This window comes from Hyalangium gracile, from assembly GCF_020103725.1.
GTDB lineage: Bacteria > Myxococcota > Myxococcia > Myxococcales > Myxococcaceae > Hyalangium > Hyalangium gracile.
Window position 1 is genome coordinate 1 of sequence record NZ_JAHXBG010000047.1, and the last position, 15,922, is coordinate 15,922.

15 protein-coding genes are annotated in these 15,922 nt (G+C 69.5%); 4 read left to right on the forward strand and 11 right to left on the reverse strand.

The genetic code is table 11. The features are described 5' to 3' along the window. The 9 genes from KY572_RS45895 to KY572_RS45935 form a co-directional block, all read right to left on the reverse strand. On the reverse strand, window positions 1-1,149 hold a 1,149-nt coding region (locus KY572_RS45895), incomplete at its 3' end, for a sugar transferase (protein WP_224250148.1). Window positions 1,150-1,514: 365 nt separating this feature from the next. Next, window positions 1,515-1,805 (reverse strand): hypothetical protein, encoded by a 291-nt coding sequence (locus KY572_RS45900; RefSeq protein ID WP_224250149.1) that lies wholly within the window; start codon window positions 1,803-1,805, stop codon window positions 1,515-1,517. Between the two features lie 128 nt (window positions 1,806-1,933). Continuing rightward, a complete protein-coding gene (locus KY572_RS45905; RefSeq protein WP_224250150.1) occupies window positions 1,934-2,893 on the reverse strand; it encodes an FUSC family protein in 960 nt (319 codons plus the stop codon). Between the two features lie 52 nt (window positions 2,894-2,945). Then, complete coding sequence (locus KY572_RS45910) at window positions 2,946-3,965, reverse strand: MBL fold metallo-hydrolase (protein WP_224250151.1); 1,020 nt, start codon at window positions 3,963-3,965, stop codon at window positions 2,946-2,948. A gap of 67 nt (window positions 3,966-4,032) precedes the next feature. Further along, window positions 4,033-5,232, reverse strand: a complete 1,200-nt coding sequence (locus KY572_RS45915; RefSeq protein ID WP_224250152.1) for a glycoside hydrolase family 5 protein — start codon at window positions 5,230-5,232, stop codon at window positions 4,033-4,035. Window positions 5,233-5,829: 597 nt separating this feature from the next. Continuing rightward, on the reverse strand, window positions 5,830-6,495 hold the full coding sequence (locus KY572_RS45920) for a hypothetical protein (protein ID WP_224250153.1): 666 nt from the start codon (window positions 6,493-6,495) through the stop codon (window positions 5,830-5,832). Between the two features lie 43 nt (window positions 6,496-6,538). After that, window positions 6,539-7,048: a hypothetical protein gene (locus KY572_RS45925; RefSeq protein WP_224250154.1), complete on the reverse strand. Its 510-nt coding sequence runs from the start codon at window positions 7,046-7,048 to the stop codon at window positions 6,539-6,541. Window positions 7,049-7,222: 174 nt separating this feature from the next. Then, entirely contained in the window at window positions 7,223-7,429 is a 207-nt protein-coding gene (locus KY572_RS45930) for a hypothetical protein (RefSeq protein ID WP_224250155.1), read from the reverse strand. 143 nt (window positions 7,430-7,572) lie between these two features. Continuing rightward, window positions 7,573-8,763 (reverse strand): hypothetical protein, encoded by a 1,191-nt coding sequence (locus tag KY572_RS45935; protein ID WP_224250182.1) that lies wholly within the window; start codon window positions 8,761-8,763, stop codon window positions 7,573-7,575. A gap of 546 nt (window positions 8,764-9,309) precedes the next feature. On the opposite strand from KY572_RS45935, the gene KY572_RS45940 reads away from it, so the two are divergent. After that, window positions 9,310-10,167 carry a TonB family protein gene (locus KY572_RS45940; protein WP_224250156.1) on the forward strand — a complete coding sequence of 286 codons (858 nt, stop codon included), beginning with the start codon at window positions 9,310-9,312 and terminating at the stop codon, window positions 10,165-10,167. 21 nt (window positions 10,168-10,188) lie between these two features. Here KY572_RS45940 and KY572_RS45945 read toward each other — a convergent pair whose 3' ends face one another. Further along, window positions 10,189-11,403 (reverse strand): MFS transporter, encoded by a 1,215-nt coding sequence (locus KY572_RS45945; RefSeq protein ID WP_224250157.1) that lies wholly within the window; start codon window positions 11,401-11,403, stop codon window positions 10,189-10,191. Window positions 11,404-11,702: 299 nt separating this feature from the next. Between KY572_RS45945 and KY572_RS45950 the strand changes: the two genes are divergently transcribed. The 3 genes from KY572_RS45950 to KY572_RS45960 all read left to right on the forward strand — a co-directional run bounded on the left by KY572_RS45950 (window position 11,703) and on the right by KY572_RS45960 (window position 14,662). Next, window positions 11,703-11,972, forward strand: a complete 270-nt coding sequence (locus KY572_RS45950; RefSeq protein WP_224250158.1) for a hypothetical protein — start codon at window positions 11,703-11,705, stop codon at window positions 11,970-11,972. A 290-nt stretch (window positions 11,973-12,262) separates the two neighbouring features. Then, window positions 12,263-13,423, forward strand: a complete 1,161-nt coding sequence (locus KY572_RS45955; protein ID WP_224250159.1) for an NBR1-Ig-like domain-containing protein — start codon at window positions 12,263-12,265, stop codon at window positions 13,421-13,423. A 162-nt stretch (window positions 13,424-13,585) separates the two neighbouring features. Further along, window positions 13,586-14,662 carry a M23 family metallopeptidase gene (locus KY572_RS45960; RefSeq protein WP_224250160.1) on the forward strand — a complete coding sequence of 359 codons (1,077 nt, stop codon included), beginning with the start codon at window positions 13,586-13,588 and terminating at the stop codon, window positions 14,660-14,662. Here KY572_RS45960 and KY572_RS45965 read toward each other — a convergent pair. Further along, entirely contained in the window at window positions 14,656-15,921 is a 1,266-nt protein-coding gene (locus tag KY572_RS45965) for an efflux RND transporter periplasmic adaptor subunit (protein ID WP_224250161.1), read from the reverse strand. The genes KY572_RS45960 and KY572_RS45965 overlap by 7 nt on opposite strands. Between the last annotated feature and the right edge of the window lies 1 nt (window position 15,922).

Genomic DNA, 15,922 nt, shown 5'->3' on the forward strand with positions numbered 1-15,922 from the left:
GCTCTGCTCGTTCATCGCCTCCAGCTTGGCGCGCAGCTCCTCGGCGTTGACCACCATGGAGCGGAACTTGAGCATGTGGAACGGCTTGCCGTGCAGGCCCACCCGCTTCTGCAGGAAGAAGACGGGGCCGCGCGAGGTGACCTTGATGAGGAACGCCACCGTCAGCAGCAGCGGCGAGAGCACCAGCAGCGCACCAGCCGAGGAGATGATGTCGAACAGGCGCTTGATGGCCATCTGGTGCGGCCGGGGCGCGTGCGTCACGAAGTGCAGGTAGCCATCGGCCACCGCGTGTCCGTCCTCGGCGCGGGCCCGATCCATGCGGAACGGGTGCGCGGGGATCGCGAAGGGGATGCCGAAGCGCTCGCACAGCTTGATGGCCGCCTGCATCTCCTGCGCGTGCTTCTGCACGTTGCCGGAGATGTAGACGATGTCCACCGGCACCTGGCACAGCACCTCCTCCAGGCGCTCCACCTTGCCGAGCACGGGCCCGGGCACGGCGGACAGGGACTGCTCGCTGCTGAAGGCCAGGTAGCCGATGACGTGCCGGCGCCCCCGAGCGATCAGATCCTCGCCCGTGAGCCGGCCCATGGCGCCCACGCCCAGGATGAGCGCCTCGTCGATGGGCTCCTCGCGCACCGCGAGCCTGCGGAACACGATCTGCCGCAGCCCCACCACGCTCAGCCACAAGAGCAGCGGGAAGAAGCTCAGCGCCACCACGGGCATCCCGCCGACGATCAGCAGGCGGTCCAGGTAGAGCATGCCGGTGACGGACACCACCGTGATGGACACCAGCGCCAGGTCATCCAGCGGCGCCCGGTCCGAGAAGCGCGGGTCATACAAGCACAGCACCGTGCCCAGCAGCAGCCAGCCCAGCCCCGCCATGCCCAGCAGCAGCCACAGGTCCAGGTTGCCCAGCTGCAGCGAGTGCCCCATCAGCACCGTGGAGCCCAGCAGCGACGCCATCACCAGCGCCAGATCCACCAGCAGGTTCAGCTTGGACGCGAAGCCCGGCGCCAGGCGCCCACGCGTCACCTTGGGAGCGGGGGCGGGCTGGGGCAGCTCTCGCGCCTCCGCGCCAGCGCCGGCCGAAGAGGACGCGGCATCCGTCATGGAAGGGGACAGCTGCTGAGCGAGATGAGGGGACCGCATTACGACCTCCGAGACCCGGCGAGCCGGCCTGGAGGCGCCGTTCAGACTCACCCCCGGTCCCTCGGACTATACCGGGTTTGATGTTTATCCCCTCCAAGAAAGCTGGAATTTGGTGGTGTGACCATCTCCAGATGTCGTGATTTTGACCACTCAGGACCACAGTCCGCCCACCTGCCGGTCGCGGTCTGTCCGAGCTTGTCTGCTTGTCATACCAGTTCGCTACCGGTCCGCGACCAGGGCGCCTCCCTGGCCAGGCTGTTGCCCTGGCACCTCCCACCAGGGGGCCAACACTTCTTCGGACCTGCTTGGAGTCCGCGGTCACCTCGCCGAAGCGGATGGCACTTCGCTGTGCCCGAGGCGGCCCATCACTCGGTCCTGCGGTTGTTCCGCTCCGGGGTCTGGAGTGCCTTCTGGGCCGCCTCGCGCTCCTGTCTGGCCTGCCGCTGGGTGCGGCAGCGGCGACGCGGGATGTGGCTGCCAGTCACGGGGATGTCCTCACAGACGAGGGCGTTGTCGTCCTTGCTCGCATCCGCGACCTGCTCTTTCTTCTGCTCGCCCTGGGCCGTGGCCGCCGGAGCCTGCGGCGACGAAGAGGTGGTCGCGCACCCCAGCAGCAGTCCCAGCATCGCCAGCCCGCCAAGTCTCGTCGTCTTCACGTGGGAGTCTCCTCTCGCCTGTCCACCGGCAGCGGGGCCATGGCGCGCCCCTCCTCCCGATGTTCGCTCAGGTCATCCTGCGCCGCGAGCGGAACCCTCCGAGGCTGGCGTAGACCTCCAGGAGCGCGTCATCGCTGCGCTCCAGCCAGTGAAGGACGCGAGGTGGACCGGCTGCTCGGTGCCCTGCCCCTCCGCTCCACGGCGACGCGGCCCGGCAACACCGCGGGGGCCTCGAGGAACGAGGCGACGCTGTGGAGCGTCTCGACGGCCGCCCGCTGGACACGAGGGCTGGTGCGGGACGGGAGGAGCACGACCGCGACCACCCCGCCGATGAAGGCGCCAATGGCGGTCTCCTCCACCCGCAGGAAGAGCAGGTCCGAGGAGTAGCGCCCGAGCAGGCTGTAGAGCACGGACAGGAGCGCGGTGAACCAGAAGACCATCCACGCGTAGGAGACCCGGATCAGATAGAAGCCCAGGAAGACGCGGAGGAAGATGAGCACGAACTCGAGATGCCGGTGGCCGCTCACCGCGCTGGCGAGGACGACGCCGGCCACCACGCCGATGACGCTGCCGAGGAAGCGGTGCCACGCGCGCAGCAGGATGTCTTCTGCGGGCCGCAGCCCCTGGGCGAGGACCGCCGGTCTGGCGCGCTCGCTCTGCTGCTCCACCGCCAGCGCGGCCTCGTTCACGCGCCAGACTGCGCGCTGGAACAGCCGGGTCCGTCGGCGCTCGCTCGACACCTCCAGGGCGTCGGAGAGGTCCGCCAGCAGGAGGGTGATGGAGCGGCGGAAGGCCGCGAACGTGCGACGCAGCGTCCGAACGGAGCGATCCGGCACCAGCCAGAGCCGGACTCCATGGTAGGAGGTGACGCCCGCCACGACGACGCTGGCCGCCACCCAGGGCAGCTGCGCGACCGGCGCGTGGAAGAAGAGCGACAGGAAGAGCGTCATGAAGGCGATCATCCCCAGCGCCAGGCCGCGAGGGCCGAAGCGCTGAGCGGAGACCGCCAGGAAGATGACCACGAGGAACACGACCGCGCTGACGGCCAGGCTCACAGCGGCCAGGGTGCCCAGACACACGGCGGCCACGGAGACGGAGCACCAGGCACGGCGCCAGGCTCGGCGCCTGCCCTCCTGGCTGTCAGCGGGCGATGTCCAGCGGATCCAGCCCCCTGCCCAGCTCGAACGAGGCGCCCACGGCACCGACGACACAGGTGCTCCGCTGCAGCCCGGCCAGCTCGCGCAGGCGGAACACGGCCTCGATGCCGGTGCAGTGAGCGCCCATGAGGTGGCCGAGCTTCATCTCCTTCAGCTTGCGCCCGGTCCACGCAAGCACCTTCTCGTCCGCGCGGAACAGGTGGAGGCCGCCGATGACGGCGTGGAGGGGAGCGGGCCGCACCTGCTTCCGAGCCGCCTCGGCGATGTTGATGATGCCGGCGTGCCCACAGCCCGTCACGACGACCAGCCCCTGCTCCGTGTCGATGACGAGCGACTGGTCCTCGGGGAGGTTGTCCTCGACGAGCCCCTGAGGCGCCTGCATCTGTCCCTTGCCGCTCCAGTTGCGCTCCGGGTGGATGCGAGGCACGGGACCGGTGAGCCACACGCCAGGCGCCAGCTCCTGGGGCCCGGAGTGCTCGATGAAGCGGCCCCCAGCAGCCTCGTAGGTAGCGCGGGTGGCCACCATGGGGTTGCCCTCTCCTCCAGCCTTTCGGGGGCGGCTCCAGAAGATGCCCTGGCCGACGTGGGCCCGCGAGAGCGCGGCCGGATTCTGCCTGGCGAGCTCGGTGCGCAGGGTGACCAGTCCCCCCGTGTGGTCGTCGTGGTTGTGGCTGAGGATGACGTCGGTGACGCCGGAGAGCTCGACGCCCAGCGCCTTGGCGTTCTGGAGCACGGTGTTGGGGAAGTAGCCCGTATCGAAGAGGATCCGGTGGCCATCCGCCTCGACGACCGCGGCGAAGCCCCACTCCCCCAAGACCTGGTCGTCCGCGAGCATGGTGGAGAGCACCGTGATCTTCAGGTTCTTCACGCGGGTCCGAGGCGCCTTCGCATCGGGCGCGGCCGCGGAGGGGGCGGCCGCGGCCGGTTTGGGAGCCTCGGCGCGGGCGGCAGGAACGAGCAGTAGGGTCAGGGCTGCGCACAGCAGCAGGCGAAGCGTCCTCATGCGCCCAGGATGCGCGATCCCCGAGGCTCCAGCCAGCCCGAAGGCAGCGCCCGCGCCTCACCCGTCGCTACGGAATCAGGGGGGCGAGCGCGGGTGAGATGAGGTTGTGCTTCTCCTGCTGCAGCGTCGTCCAGTCCGCCTGGAGCAAGCCTCCGGTGTCATCGGAGTTCGGGTTGAGCGACCAGAAGGCGAAGCTCATCCGGTTGCTCTGGAGGTAGCCCGAGAGCGTCTGGAGCCACTGCCGGTCCGACTCCGTCTCCAGCTTCGTGCCGAACTCGCCCACCCAGACGGGAGCGCGGTTCTCCTTCACGAGGAAGCCCCAGGTGGCATCCCACACCCCCGGCAGGTTGGCCGGGTAGCCGGTGCTCGGCTTGTTCTGGAACCACGGCTGCCCGTACACGCTCTCCGGGTAGTCGTGCGTCGAGTACACCAGCCGCCCCGAGACGTTCAGCCGCACCGGGAAGTCCCGGGCTCCGCGCAGGTTCCCGCCCCACCAGTACCAGTTGTTGGCGTAGCTCTCGATGCCCTCGACGATGATGAGCAGGTCCGGGTTCTCGGCGAGGATGGCGTTGCCCGCGCGCTCGGCGGCGAGCCTCCAGTCCGTGTCGAGGTTGCCGTCCCCCCAGGTGGCGCGGCCGTGGGGCTCGTTGTGCAGGTCCACGCCCACCACCGTGGGATTTCCCTTGTAGCGGTGCGCGAGCATCTTCCAGTCGTCGATCCACGCCTTCTCCTCGGTGGCGCGGTTGCTTCGGTACCAGAGCTCCGACTGGCTGGAGGCATCCGGGCGGTGCCGGTCGAGCACCACGCGCAGCCCGCGCTGCCGGGCCGCGTCGATGATGCGGTCCATGACCTCCAGCGAGGTGAGCCCCTGGAGCTCCGGGTTGAGCGAGTAGCTCACGAAGGCCGGATCCGGGGACACGCCCGAGCGCAGCATCTCGTTGCTGTAGGGCAGGCGCAGCGAGTTGTAGCCCAGGGCCTTCATCTGATCGAGCAGGCTCCCCATCGAGCGCCGATCCAGGCCATAGGGCACGCGCGAGCTGCCCTCGAAGCCGAACCAGTTCAGCCCGGTGAGGCGCACCTCCTGCCCGGTGGACGTCTCGATGCGCGAGCCCACGGTGCGCAGGTAGCCCATCGCCCCGCTCGAGGTACCGCCGTCGGTCCCGCCATCGGGGCCTCCGTTCATGCCCCCATCGGGGCCCGCGTCCGCGCCTGCCCCGCTTCCCGCGTCGGCGCCTGCGTCCACGCCTCCGTCGGAGGGAGGCTCCATCGAGCTCTCCGAACACGCGGCGACACACATCACCACTCCCAAGAACAGCCCGACTCTGCTCATACGCTGCCCTCCATGCTCAACTGCGTGGGAGAACGAGCCGCGGAACACCGCCGCCAGCCCAGCTTCAGCGAGACCAGGAGGGCAGGCAGCGCGAGGAGATCCGTGGGATCCACCACGTGCGCGACAGGCCTGACAGGGGGAAGCGGGCCGCCCTCCACGAGCGCCCGGATGGCAAGGAAGGGCCACTGCAGCCCCCCCCAGCCCCCACTGCCAGCCGGCCCCCGCGACCGCCGAGAGCTTGATCGCCGAGAAGCACAGCGCCGTGAGGACGACGCAGCCCACCAGCACCTTGAGAGAGGGATGGAAGGCTCGCGCGCCGCGCGCACTCACCTGCTCCCAGAGCGCCTGGAGCACCAGGGGGAACATGGCGAGCCCCGCCACATCCGAGAGCTTCCCCGTCCACCACGAGGGCCAGCGGGCCTTCAGGTAGTGGTCGTTGAGGATGAGCACGGCCACCGCCGCCAGCACCAGCGGGTGCAGCAGCGCGCTGCTGGGAAAAGGCCTCGGCGGTGGGCTCACGGGAGCGCGCACGCGTCAGCGCTCCGACAAGGTGACATCCAGGCGCTCCCCATCGGCATTGGAAGCCTGGGCGTTCGCGATGACGCTCCAGGTCGAGCTCAAGGTGCTCTCCGAGGGAGGCTCCTGGCTGACGAGCTCCAGCTCCTGGCGTTCGAACTCGAGACGGAACGTAGCCTCGCACCGACGGGTGAAGCGACAGACTTCGATGGGCGGGTTGCCCAGGACGAGGGGATGGACCGCGTCACGGCTGTCACCGACCATCACCGCCCTCTCCGCCACGATGCGCTTGTCACGCTCGTCCACGACGCGGACACGGAACCACGGCCGGACCGCCATCTCCTTCTCGCTCAGGTTTTTCCAGCGGTGATGGACCTCGAAGCTCAGCGAGATGAGCTCGAACTCGATGTCCTCGGCGGCCACCGGCGGCGCCTCTTCCTGTTCCTCGCCGGGAGGTGGCACCGGGCTCGGCGTCGGAGCCTCCTTCGCGGTGACCTTCAGGGCTACCCGTCGCGACTCCCGGACCGAGCGCGCGGTCAGCTGGACAGCGCGGCCCTCGAAGCGGACGGGCTCCGCCGGTGAATAGGAGGACTGGCAGGCAGCCAGCAGGGGCAGGAAGCCCAGGAGCCAGGTGCGTCTGGCGACCTGGCGGCGAAGCAGGGACCAGCGGGAAGCAGGGTTCATGTTTTCTCCCAGTGGACTCCGATTCGAGACGTGGGACGGTGGCTCAGAGGGAGAGGAGCTCCACGGTGAAGCCCTCGGGCACCTTGGAGGCGTCCACGACACGCGCCGCCACCTCCACGTTCCAGGAGAGGGTGACGGACCCTTCGACGACCTGGGTCTGGAGCTCCAGCTCGAGCGGAACCTCCCACTCGCACACCTCGTTGAGCATGCAGCGGGAGAAGGAGGCGGCACGCACCTCCAGCACCTGCTGACTGACGGGATTCCTCTCGAGGATCAGCAGCTCGTCTCCGTCGCGCTCCTCCTCGCCCATGGACAGCCGCGCGTGCAGCCAGGGCCTCGCCGCGTGCTCGGGGTTCTTGGGCGTCCAGCTCGCGGAGATCCGCGCCGTCATCTCCACCTCGACGGACTTCTTGGAGGGCGGCTGCGCCCCGGAGACCCGAACCAGGAAGTGGCGTGTCACCCGGGGGGCGTCTTGCGTCGTCAGGCGCAGGAAGTCGCTCGAGTGGTGCGCGACGACCTCCGGCGACCGCTCCGTCTCGGCCGAAGCCATCACGGCGATGCACGCCACGGACAGAGCGAGGCGAGCCGCCCAACGGTGAAAGCGGGAGACTGCTGGCATCGACAGGTTCGAGGGCTCCATCGAGGACTCCGTCCCGGGCAGGCAGACGCCGGCGGTATCCGCCTGCCGGGTCGGGCCAGCAGGCGGACACCGCCATGGGCGGGCCGATCAGTCGATGCAGATGTTCCGCACGCAGCAGTTCCAACAGACGGTGCGGCTCCCGCCCGCGAGCTCACACTGGTAGACACACCGCGCCATCTCCTCCGTGATGCGAGGGGCCTCGGCCTCCGGCGCGCCGCGCGAGGCGGCGGCGGCGGCCCCCCCGATTCCCAGACCCATCAGGAAGACACTTGCGGCGATCAGCTTGCTCTTCATGTCGAGCTCCTCTCGGCAGTGAGTGCGCCCTTTGTCTGGGCGTGGACGCAACATACCGCGCGCGCCGATGAGCTGTCTCGACTGGAGACTCCTCGGCGCATCGCCGAGGAGTCAGCGGCCTCGAGAGGATGACGACCGCCTCGCTACGGACCTCGGAGGACGGTCAGCCCCTGCTCGGTGAGCACGAGCAGCATACTCGGCATCACGTTGGGTTCGTAAACGAGTTGCAAGACGCGCTGACCGGCCACCTGCCGCACCGGGGCCAGCGTCACGCCGTCCGGCTCCAGCCGCCAGAGGCCCGCCCCATTCGTGCCGATGTAGAGCGCCCCATCGTCCGTCGACTTGAGCGAGAGAATCCGATCCGTCGGCAGCCCGGCGAGCTTGGACCAGTTGCCCACGGAGCGAGACCTCGGCGTCATGGCCCAGACGCCGAACTCCGAGCTCCCCAGGTAGTAGCGACCCGCGGGGGTCTGCTCGAAGGCGCGCCAGAGATCATCCGCCGCCTGGCCGTTGAGCGCCTCGTTGAAGCTCTTGAACCTCCAGGGCGTGGGGCCCTCCCAGGTGTACTCGCGGTCCCACTCCTCGAGCCTGCCGCTCGGGATGAGCACGCCCACCATCTGCTCGTTGGCGACGAGGACGTCACCATTGCGCGCGATGCCGAGCCCGTACATGGGCGGACACTGGAGCGACTGGTTCTTCGTCCCGTCCGGGTTGGTGGTGATGAGGTACCAGCCCGGGTGACGGTGGCTGTTGTAGGTGAGCCCCTGGATGCGCGTCACGCCGTGGTTCGTGGTGACGTAGAGGTCCCCGCGATGCGGGCCGCGCGTCACGCGAGCGCAGTTGAGGATGCTGCGGTCCTCCTCGTAGTGGAAGTCGTTCGTGTTGTGGATGCCGATCTGCTTGCCCGCGTTCGACGCTCCGGTGGTGCGCCAGATGTGCTCCTCGAGCGCGACGCTCCCATCGGGCAGGAGGCGGACCGCGTCGAGGTCTCCCTTCTGGTACTCGGCGTAGCGCTCGGGCGTGTAGTTCGGCTCGCCCGGACCCGGGATGTACGTACGCTGCGAGATGCCCTCCGCGCGCTGCATCTCGGCGGCGCGATACCCCACGTAGGCGCGCCCGGCCTCGCCGCCGCAGATGACCGTGGAGCCGATGGCCAGCGAGTCCCGACCGAACGGCTGGCGCGCCTGACCGACGCCCGTCGTCCACGTCGGAGCCGTGTCGCCCGGACGCAGCACGCCGATGCGGTTGCCGTCGAGGAGCCAGAGGTTCAGCCCCTCATCCAGTCCGACGCTCTGCGGTGTGCCGACGCCAAACGTCCGCGTGTAGTCGAGCATCGCGTCCACCGGCCACGGGCCCGGCTCCGGCGGCGTGCCCTGCTCGGGCGGAGTGCCGGCATCCGGAGTGCCCGCATCGGGCGTCTCCCCCTCCCCTTCTGATGGAGAAGCCGGGGGTGTGCCGGCATCTCCCCAGGGAATGGGAGGCTCCCCCGAGGGAACTTCGGTTCCCTCCCAGGTCCCCTGCCCTTGTTCCCCCTGCAAGTCGATTGTCCTGGCCCGGTCATCGCAACCCACCGCGAGACATGAGATGACCGCGAGCCCAGCCCCCAAGGCGCCTGTACGAATACCCATCCATCCCTCCCCGATGGGACTCGTTCGCAAATCCCGGGCCGACGGCCCGAGCGGGAGCAGGGCAAGACCGACGACGCTACTGCCCCCTTGGCTGCCCCCCAGTGGAGCTTCGCGGACATGTGCTCGGAGGCAAGTGGGGACCGCCGCACAGGTTTCGTCGCGGGGGGCCTTTACGGGCGTGGCGCATCGCTCTTGAATCCCTATCTGGGCAGAGGATTTTGGAGCGGGGCTCCACGGGTGAGAGGCGAACGAATGCGGCAGGAGGCTGGCGCGAAGACAGGGCTGTTCGCCTCTGTCCTCGACGGCCACCCACACCAGGCCGAGCGCCGCGCGCGACTCCTGCGGGTGGTGCCGTTTGTCCTCGCCCTGCACCTGCTCGCCCTCGTGCTCCTCTCGAGGGAACGCACGGAGCCCGTTCGCCTTCCCGCTCGCGCGGGGGATGAGGCCGCGCCCGTCCTCACGCTCCTGGCGGCCCGGCCCGCCATTGCCTCGGCTGTGCCCGCGCCGGCCGCCGCACCCGCTCCAGCCGTCCCTCGGAGCAGGGTCGCCCGCAAGGCGCTCCCCCAGCCGAAGCCGCCACCGACGCCTGCGCCCGAGCCCACCCCACCGTCTCCTCCTGCCGAGCAGGTCCCCGCGGTCGCCGACGCAGCCTGGTCCTCGCACGACACCTCCGAAGCCACGGGCGGTGCTGTCCCCCCGGACGTCGCGCTGGACGGCGTGGCGGAAGCCGCCGTGGCGGGAGTGATGGGCGGGCTGCTGCGCGGAGTGCTCGCCAGCGGTGTGCCGCCGCCACCGCCGCCCCTGTCCCCCGAGGAGCGGGAGGAGTGGGTGGTGCGCTACATGGAGACGCTCATCCGCAGCCGGTTCATGCACGTGCGCTACCCGCACCTGGCGTCCGCGGCGGGCATCACGGGAGAGGTGCTGCTGCGCGTGTCCATCAGCGCCCAGGGCCGGCTGCTGAAGCTGGAGCTGCTCGGCCGCTGTCCGCACCCGGTGCTGTGCGACGCCGCGCAGGAGACCGTGCGCAACGCCGAGCCGTTTCCCCCGCCGCCGCCGGAGCTGGGCACCCCCTTCCTCCTGGAGCTGCCCTTCCGCTACCACCTCAACTGAGGCGCGAGCGCCACGTCCGGCTCAAGCGGCCCGGTCCGCGACGGCGACGAGCCGCTCGTGCAGGAGGAGGAGCGCCAGCGCGCAGCAGGCGAGGAGCGGGCCGATGGCCTGAAGTCCGAAGCGCTCGGTGACGAGGCCGGCGACGCTGGGCACCACGGCCACGCCCAGGGTCGCGGCACTCACCTGGAAACCGACCGCGTGCGGAGCGAGCCGCTCGCCCACGCGCCGAGGCGTCTCGGCCATGAGCCCTGGATAGATGTTGGCCAGGCAGAAGGAGAGCAGCGGCAGCGCGGCGGCCTCCAGGGGCAGCCCGGGGATGGCGAAGAGCACCGCGGAGATGAGCGCGCCCAGGGTGGCGAACCGCAGCATGCGGACCTGCCCCACCCGCTCGACGACGAAGCCCAGGACGATGCGCCCTGTGAGCAGCCCGCCCCAGTAGGCGGCGACCCAGCTTCCGGCAGCGGGCGGAGCGACGCCTCGCGCCTCGGTGAGCAGGGTATAGCTCCACTGGCCGGCGGAGACCTCGAGCCCGGTGTAGAAGAAGAAGATCACGATCTGCAGCCACACCCTGCCCTTGCGGAGGGCGGAGAGGCCGCTGACGGGAGGCTCCTCCAGCGGCACGGGCCCCACGTTGCCGGGCGCATCCACCACCACCTGCGTCGGAGGCTGTCCCGCCTCCCAGCGGCTCTTCGTGGCGAGGAAGGCGACGCCCAAGGTGGCCAGGGTGAAGCCGACCACGGCGTAGCCCACCCGCCAGGAGGCACCGCCAGCCAGAACGGCGGTCATGATGGCGGGGCCCGCCGTGGCGCCGGCGGCATACGCGGCATGGAGCCAGGACATGTGCTTCGGGCTGAAGTGGCGGGCGCCGTAGGTGTTGAGCGCGGCGTCGATGGCCCCGGAGCCGAAGCCCACGAGAGGTGTCGCCACCAGGAAGAGCAGGAAGAGGGGCGACACGGAGAAGCCGAGGACGCCCACGGCCACGAGCAGGGTGCTCCCGGCCAGGAGCAGGCCGATGCCGAGCCTCTGGATCATCCTGCCGGCGAGCATCCCCGAGATGAAATAGGAGATGGCCGTGACGGCCAGGGGCACACCGAGCAGCGCCTGGGACAGGCCGAAGTCATCCCGCAGGGACGGCCATGCAACGCCAAACAAGGCATCTGGCAGGCCGAGGCTGATGAACGCGAGATAGGCGAGAGCCAGGAGCGCGGCGGAGGAGCGTGAGTTCGAGCGAGTCACAAGGAGTCAGAGCCGAGGAGCGTCAGGATGGGAGCCCATGGCCGGGGCTCGTTGATGCCATGCGGCGGTAGCACTCCGATAGCACGGCAACTCTGACCGTTCACGGCTGAGCAACTCCGAGGACGCGGCGGGGGATGGGCAGGAAGTCGGCGATGAGAGTATTTTCGCGGTGGGCAGGCCAGCCCGAGGCGTCAGCTCCCTGCCGACGGTTGGCTGGCCCATTGGCGCCACTCCTGCGTCATCGCCTGTGTCGGGGCGGGCGGCGTCAGTCTTCACCACCAACCAAGGAGTCATGTCCCATGAGAATCACCTCTGTCGTGGCAGGTGTTGTCGCTGGCCTCACCCTGGCGTTGACGGGTTGCGGCGGCGTGGCCGAGCCCGAGCAGGAGCCCACCGTCACCGAGGAGCAGGCCGCCTCGCGGGACGTCAACCAGATGGCGATCTGTCCGCTGAAGTGGACGTGCTACGACGGCAGGTACTACAGCACGCAGGCACAGTGCACCGCGGCGTGCAGCGGCACCCCCTGCGAGCGCGAACACGCGTGTACGGGCGGCTGCATCTGCCCGTGATGCACCGATGACTCGAGCTCGCGCCGCTCATCGCGGCGCGGCGCTCAGCAAGGAAGCGGCGGGAATCACACCCGCCGCAAGCCTGGCAGGGCGCATCCAGACTCCGAGAAGCTGGGGTAAGGGGCTGGCACGAGGGCCCATCTCGCTTCGGGGGAAGGAAGCACCTGAACGCACGGAGGCGCCGTCCGAGCCCTGCCGGAAAGGCTCCGCATGGAGCTCCGGGCTTGGCTTCTTTGTTTCCCCTCCCCATCCATCTGCTGAGCAGGTCCGATCGCAGGGAGGAAGCGAACATGGCGACGCCTGGATGGTCTGGGCCGATCGAGCCCAGCACCTTGCCCCCGTACGACTCCAGCCTCATCGGCGACCAGGCGGCTTACCTGATCCCGGGTGGAGCTGGATCCACGCTGATGCAGTTCTATTGCCGTGGGGATCGCTTCTACGGCCGGGCCGCCCCCGTCAAGGCGGACGGCACCCCTGACTGGACGACAGGTTGGACCTCGCTGTCCATCGCGGAGCTTCAGCTTCCGGGCGAGGGGCCCATCAACACCTTGACCGCGTTCATCCTGCCCGGCGGGACGCTCATGCAGGCGCTCTGGCGTGGCAACAAGGGCTACTGGCGCTCCGTGGACGTCAACGGCGGGGACTGGTTCTCCCTGAACCCGGATGGCGCCTCGCACGTCGGGCTCATCCTCGAGGACGAGCGCTGGATCCCCAACTGGCAGGGCTCCGACCTCCACAACAACGACGACTACTACGCGGTGGACTGGTCGGGAGGAAACCGGGGCGATCCCGTTCGCGCCATGGCACCAGGGCTCGTGCTGTACGCGGGGCAGCATCCTGGCGGGTGGGCCGCCTACGGCAAGCAGGTCGTCGTCTGGTGCCTCCATGAGCCCGGCTTCGTGTACCGCTACGCCCATCTGGACCAGACGCAGGTGTCTCCGGGGGATATCGTTGGCTTCCACACGACGCCAGGAACGGTAGGCTCCTCGGGTACCAGCTCGGTCCACCTCCATGGCGCGCTCTACAAGAGCGTGACGCCGCAGGTGGTGGATGTGCTCGCGAACGGGGGAGCACCCAATCCCATTCCCCTGGGTCCTCCGAAGCAGCCCACTGCCTACGCCGCGCGCTTCCTGGACCGCTGCGCCTTCGTCGCGGACGTCACGATCCCGGACGGCATGCGCGTCGCTCCGGGCGCGCGGATCGAGAAGATCTGGCGCTTGCGCAACAGCGGAACGACGGACTGGGGGCAGAAGTACAAGGCGATCCGGGTCGCGGGCTCCTTTGGTCCATCGGAGGTGCCGTTGGCTCAGAAGGTCGAGCTCGGGCAGGAGAGCGACGTGCCCGCCACGATGCAGGTGCCCACCCAGCCCGGCACTCACCAGGCGACGTATCGGATTGCGCGTCTCGGGAGGACCTTTGGCGAGCCGTTCTGGGTCAAGGTCATCGTCTAGCGCATGTGTCACTACCCAAGGAGGGACGTACCCATGACACCGAGGATTGCTGCTGCCGGCTCATCCGAGTGGGACCTTCCTTTCAGCAGCCCGAGCTGGAAGAAGGAGTTCAACATCACGAACCCAGACCTGAGTGGCACGAGCGGGTGCTTCGGGGTCGAGATGAGCACACTGACCCATGCGGGCGAGGACTGGGGCGGGACGCTCGAGACGGACATCAAGGCGATAGGTAGCGGCACCGTGCTCTTTGCCCAGAACGCCGGCTATCCCGGCGCGGTGGTCGTCATCGACCATACCCTCCACTCCGGCTCGCATCTCTATTCCATGTATGGGCACCTGCGAGACCTCAAGGTCTCAGCGGGCAAGCAGGTCAGCACCGGCACCGTGCTGGGCAAGCTGTGTGACCAGGACGGCAACGTCCACCTGCACTGGGAGGTGAGACAGGTCGCCATCCCGGACTTGTGTGACAAGAACTACCCGGGGCCGGGCTATACAGGGCCCGGTACGGATGCTCGCGACCATGGCTATCTGCCTCCCTCGGGCGTGCTGAGGCTCCTGCAGGGGAGGCCCATCGACACGATGCATTCCTTTGATCGTGTGACGGGCGATGTGTCGACAGGCGGCCGTCTCGTCCAGCGGGTCGTCGCCCTGGAGGGGACCCTCGTCTTCGAGCGCTTCTTCGAGGGCGGAGGCTGGCAGCCCTGGCAGCTGCGCGCGGTGGCCGACCTCAATGTCGCGAAGTGGTACCGCATCCGCTCCATCAGCCAGGCGCCGCGGCCCTCGGGCGCGCCCAAGCGGGACCTCCTGAGCGCGGATGGAACCCAGCTCCTCGCCCAGGAGTTCGTCAACGGCGGATGGCGCTCTATCGGCACCGTCCCGGTCGCCAACCTGGGAGCTCCCAACGTGGACCACCTGATCGACTTCGAGCAGACGGGCGGCGATCTGGCGACACTCTCGCGGCTCAAGCAGACAGCGGTTCCCCAGGATGGACGAGGGCTGTACACCCGCTTCTATGAAGGGACGAGCTGGCAGTCGTGGAGCTATGTGAATCCCGAGTCCTTGCACCTCCCCGATGGCGCGCTGCGGGTACGGGCCTTCAGCCAGGGACTGGAGGGCGCGGGGCTGCCCAAGCAGGAGGTGCTGTCCTGGGATGGGCGCAAGCTCTACGGGCGCACCTTCCAGAACGGGTGGGGACCCTGGAGCCAGAAGACCGCCGTGGAGTTTGGCATCCACTATTGACCCTCCAGGCCCCCTTCCCTCTCCCCTCTGCCGGCGGGAGAGGGGGCTTGCCCCGCTGACGGGCTGCTTGTGCTGCGCACCGCCACGCGGACGCCGTCGTGCACCCTGTCCCCCGGGTAGAGGATGACGGTGTCACCCGGCGCCAGCCCGGAGTGGACGACGGCCTCGAGCCCGTTGCTCGCCGCCACCTGCACCGCCTGCTTGCGGGCCCGCCCGTCCATTGCGACGAACGCCGCCCAGGACTCCCCCTCCCGGAACAGGGCGCTCGCGGGCACCTTCACCACGTCTTCAGCCTGATGGACCAGGATGCGAGCCTCCACCCTGTAGCCGTCCCCCAGCTCCCGCCACTCCTCCGGCGGCGAGGTGAGCTCGATGAGCACGTCCACCCGCTGCTCCTCCACCCCCAGCGCGGACACCTTCGTGACGGCCGAGGGCTCCTCCAGCCGCACCCGTCCCTGAAGTACCTTCTCTCCGCCCCACTGGACGAGCTCCACCTCGTTCCCCGGGTGGATGCGCACCGCGTCGGCCGTGAGCACGTCCACCACCACCTCCAGCCGCCCCGGGTCCCCCAGCTCGAAAAGGGGCTCCCCCGCGGGGACGAAGCCCTCGCTCTGGTGCAGCACCTTCAGCACACGGCCTCGCACCGGGGAGAGCAGCTCCCATCTTTCGCGTGGCTCCCGCGTCCCTCCGCCGCCGAGCAGCGCTGCGCGCGCCTGCTGCAGCTCGTGAACCGCCCGGTGGGCATCGGCGCGTGCCGCCTCCAGCGAGCGTGTCGCCGTCTGCAGCGCCAGCTCGGCGTTCTCGCGATCCCGTCGCGCCATGGCCCCTTGCTGCTCCAGCGTGCGTGCTCGCTCCGCTTCGGCCCGCGCGAAGCGCCAGGCGGACTCCGCTGTCGCCACCACGGCTTCCGCGCTGCTCCGGGCCGCCTCCGCGGCTCCCATCCGCGCCTCCAGCTCCTGCCGCATCCGCGCATCCAGCAGGGGCGGCGCCAGCGGGCGGATGGTGGCCAGCAGCGTGCCCACATCCACCGTGTCTCCCTCCGCCACCCGGCTGCGCTCGAGGAAGCCTGTGAGCGTGGCGTTGACGGCGTAGCGCTCGCGCACGCGCGTCCTCCCGTCCTCCTCCACCACCTGGACGAAACGGCCCCGCTCCACCTTCCCCATCTCCACCCGAACCGGTGCCGGCCGCAGCAGCAGCGCCAGCCCGACGAGCACGACGATCAGCACGGCTCCTCCCACCCAGCGCCTGACTCGTGGCATG

Coding starts and splice junctions, on each gene's coding strand:
- KY572_RS45910 (WP_224250151.1), bottom strand. CDS start 3,965: ATGAGGACGCTTCGCCTGCTGCTGTGCGCAGCCCTGACCCTACTGCTC.
- KY572_RS45915 (WP_224250152.1), bottom strand. CDS start 5,232: ATGGAGCCTCCCTCCGACGGAGGCGTGGACGCAGGCGCCGACGCGGGA.
- KY572_RS45920 (WP_224250153.1), bottom strand. CDS start 6,495: ATGAACCCTGCTTCCCGCTGGTCCCTGCTTCGCCGCCAGGTCGCCAGA.
- KY572_RS45930 (WP_224250155.1), bottom strand. CDS start 7,429: ATGAAGAGCAAGCTGATCGCCGCAAGTGTCTTCCTGATGGGTCTGGGA.
- KY572_RS45935 (WP_224250182.1), bottom strand. CDS start 8,763: ATGCTCGACTACACGCGGACGTTTGGCGTCGGCACACCGCAGAGCGTC.
- KY572_RS45940 (WP_224250156.1), top strand. CDS start 9,310: ATGCGGCAGGAGGCTGGCGCGAAGACAGGGCTGTTCGCCTCTGTCCTC.
- KY572_RS45950 (WP_224250158.1), top strand. CDS start 11,703: ATGAGAATCACCTCTGTCGTGGCAGGTGTTGTCGCTGGCCTCACCCTG.
- KY572_RS45955 (WP_224250159.1), top strand. CDS start 12,263: ATGGCGACGCCTGGATGGTCTGGGCCGATCGAGCCCAGCACCTTGCCC.
- KY572_RS45960 (WP_224250160.1), top strand. CDS start 13,586: ATGAGCACACTGACCCATGCGGGCGAGGACTGGGGCGGGACGCTCGAG.
- KY572_RS45965 (WP_224250161.1), bottom strand. CDS start 15,921: ATGCCACGAGTCAGGCGCTGGGTGGGAGGAGCCGTGCTGATCGTCGTG.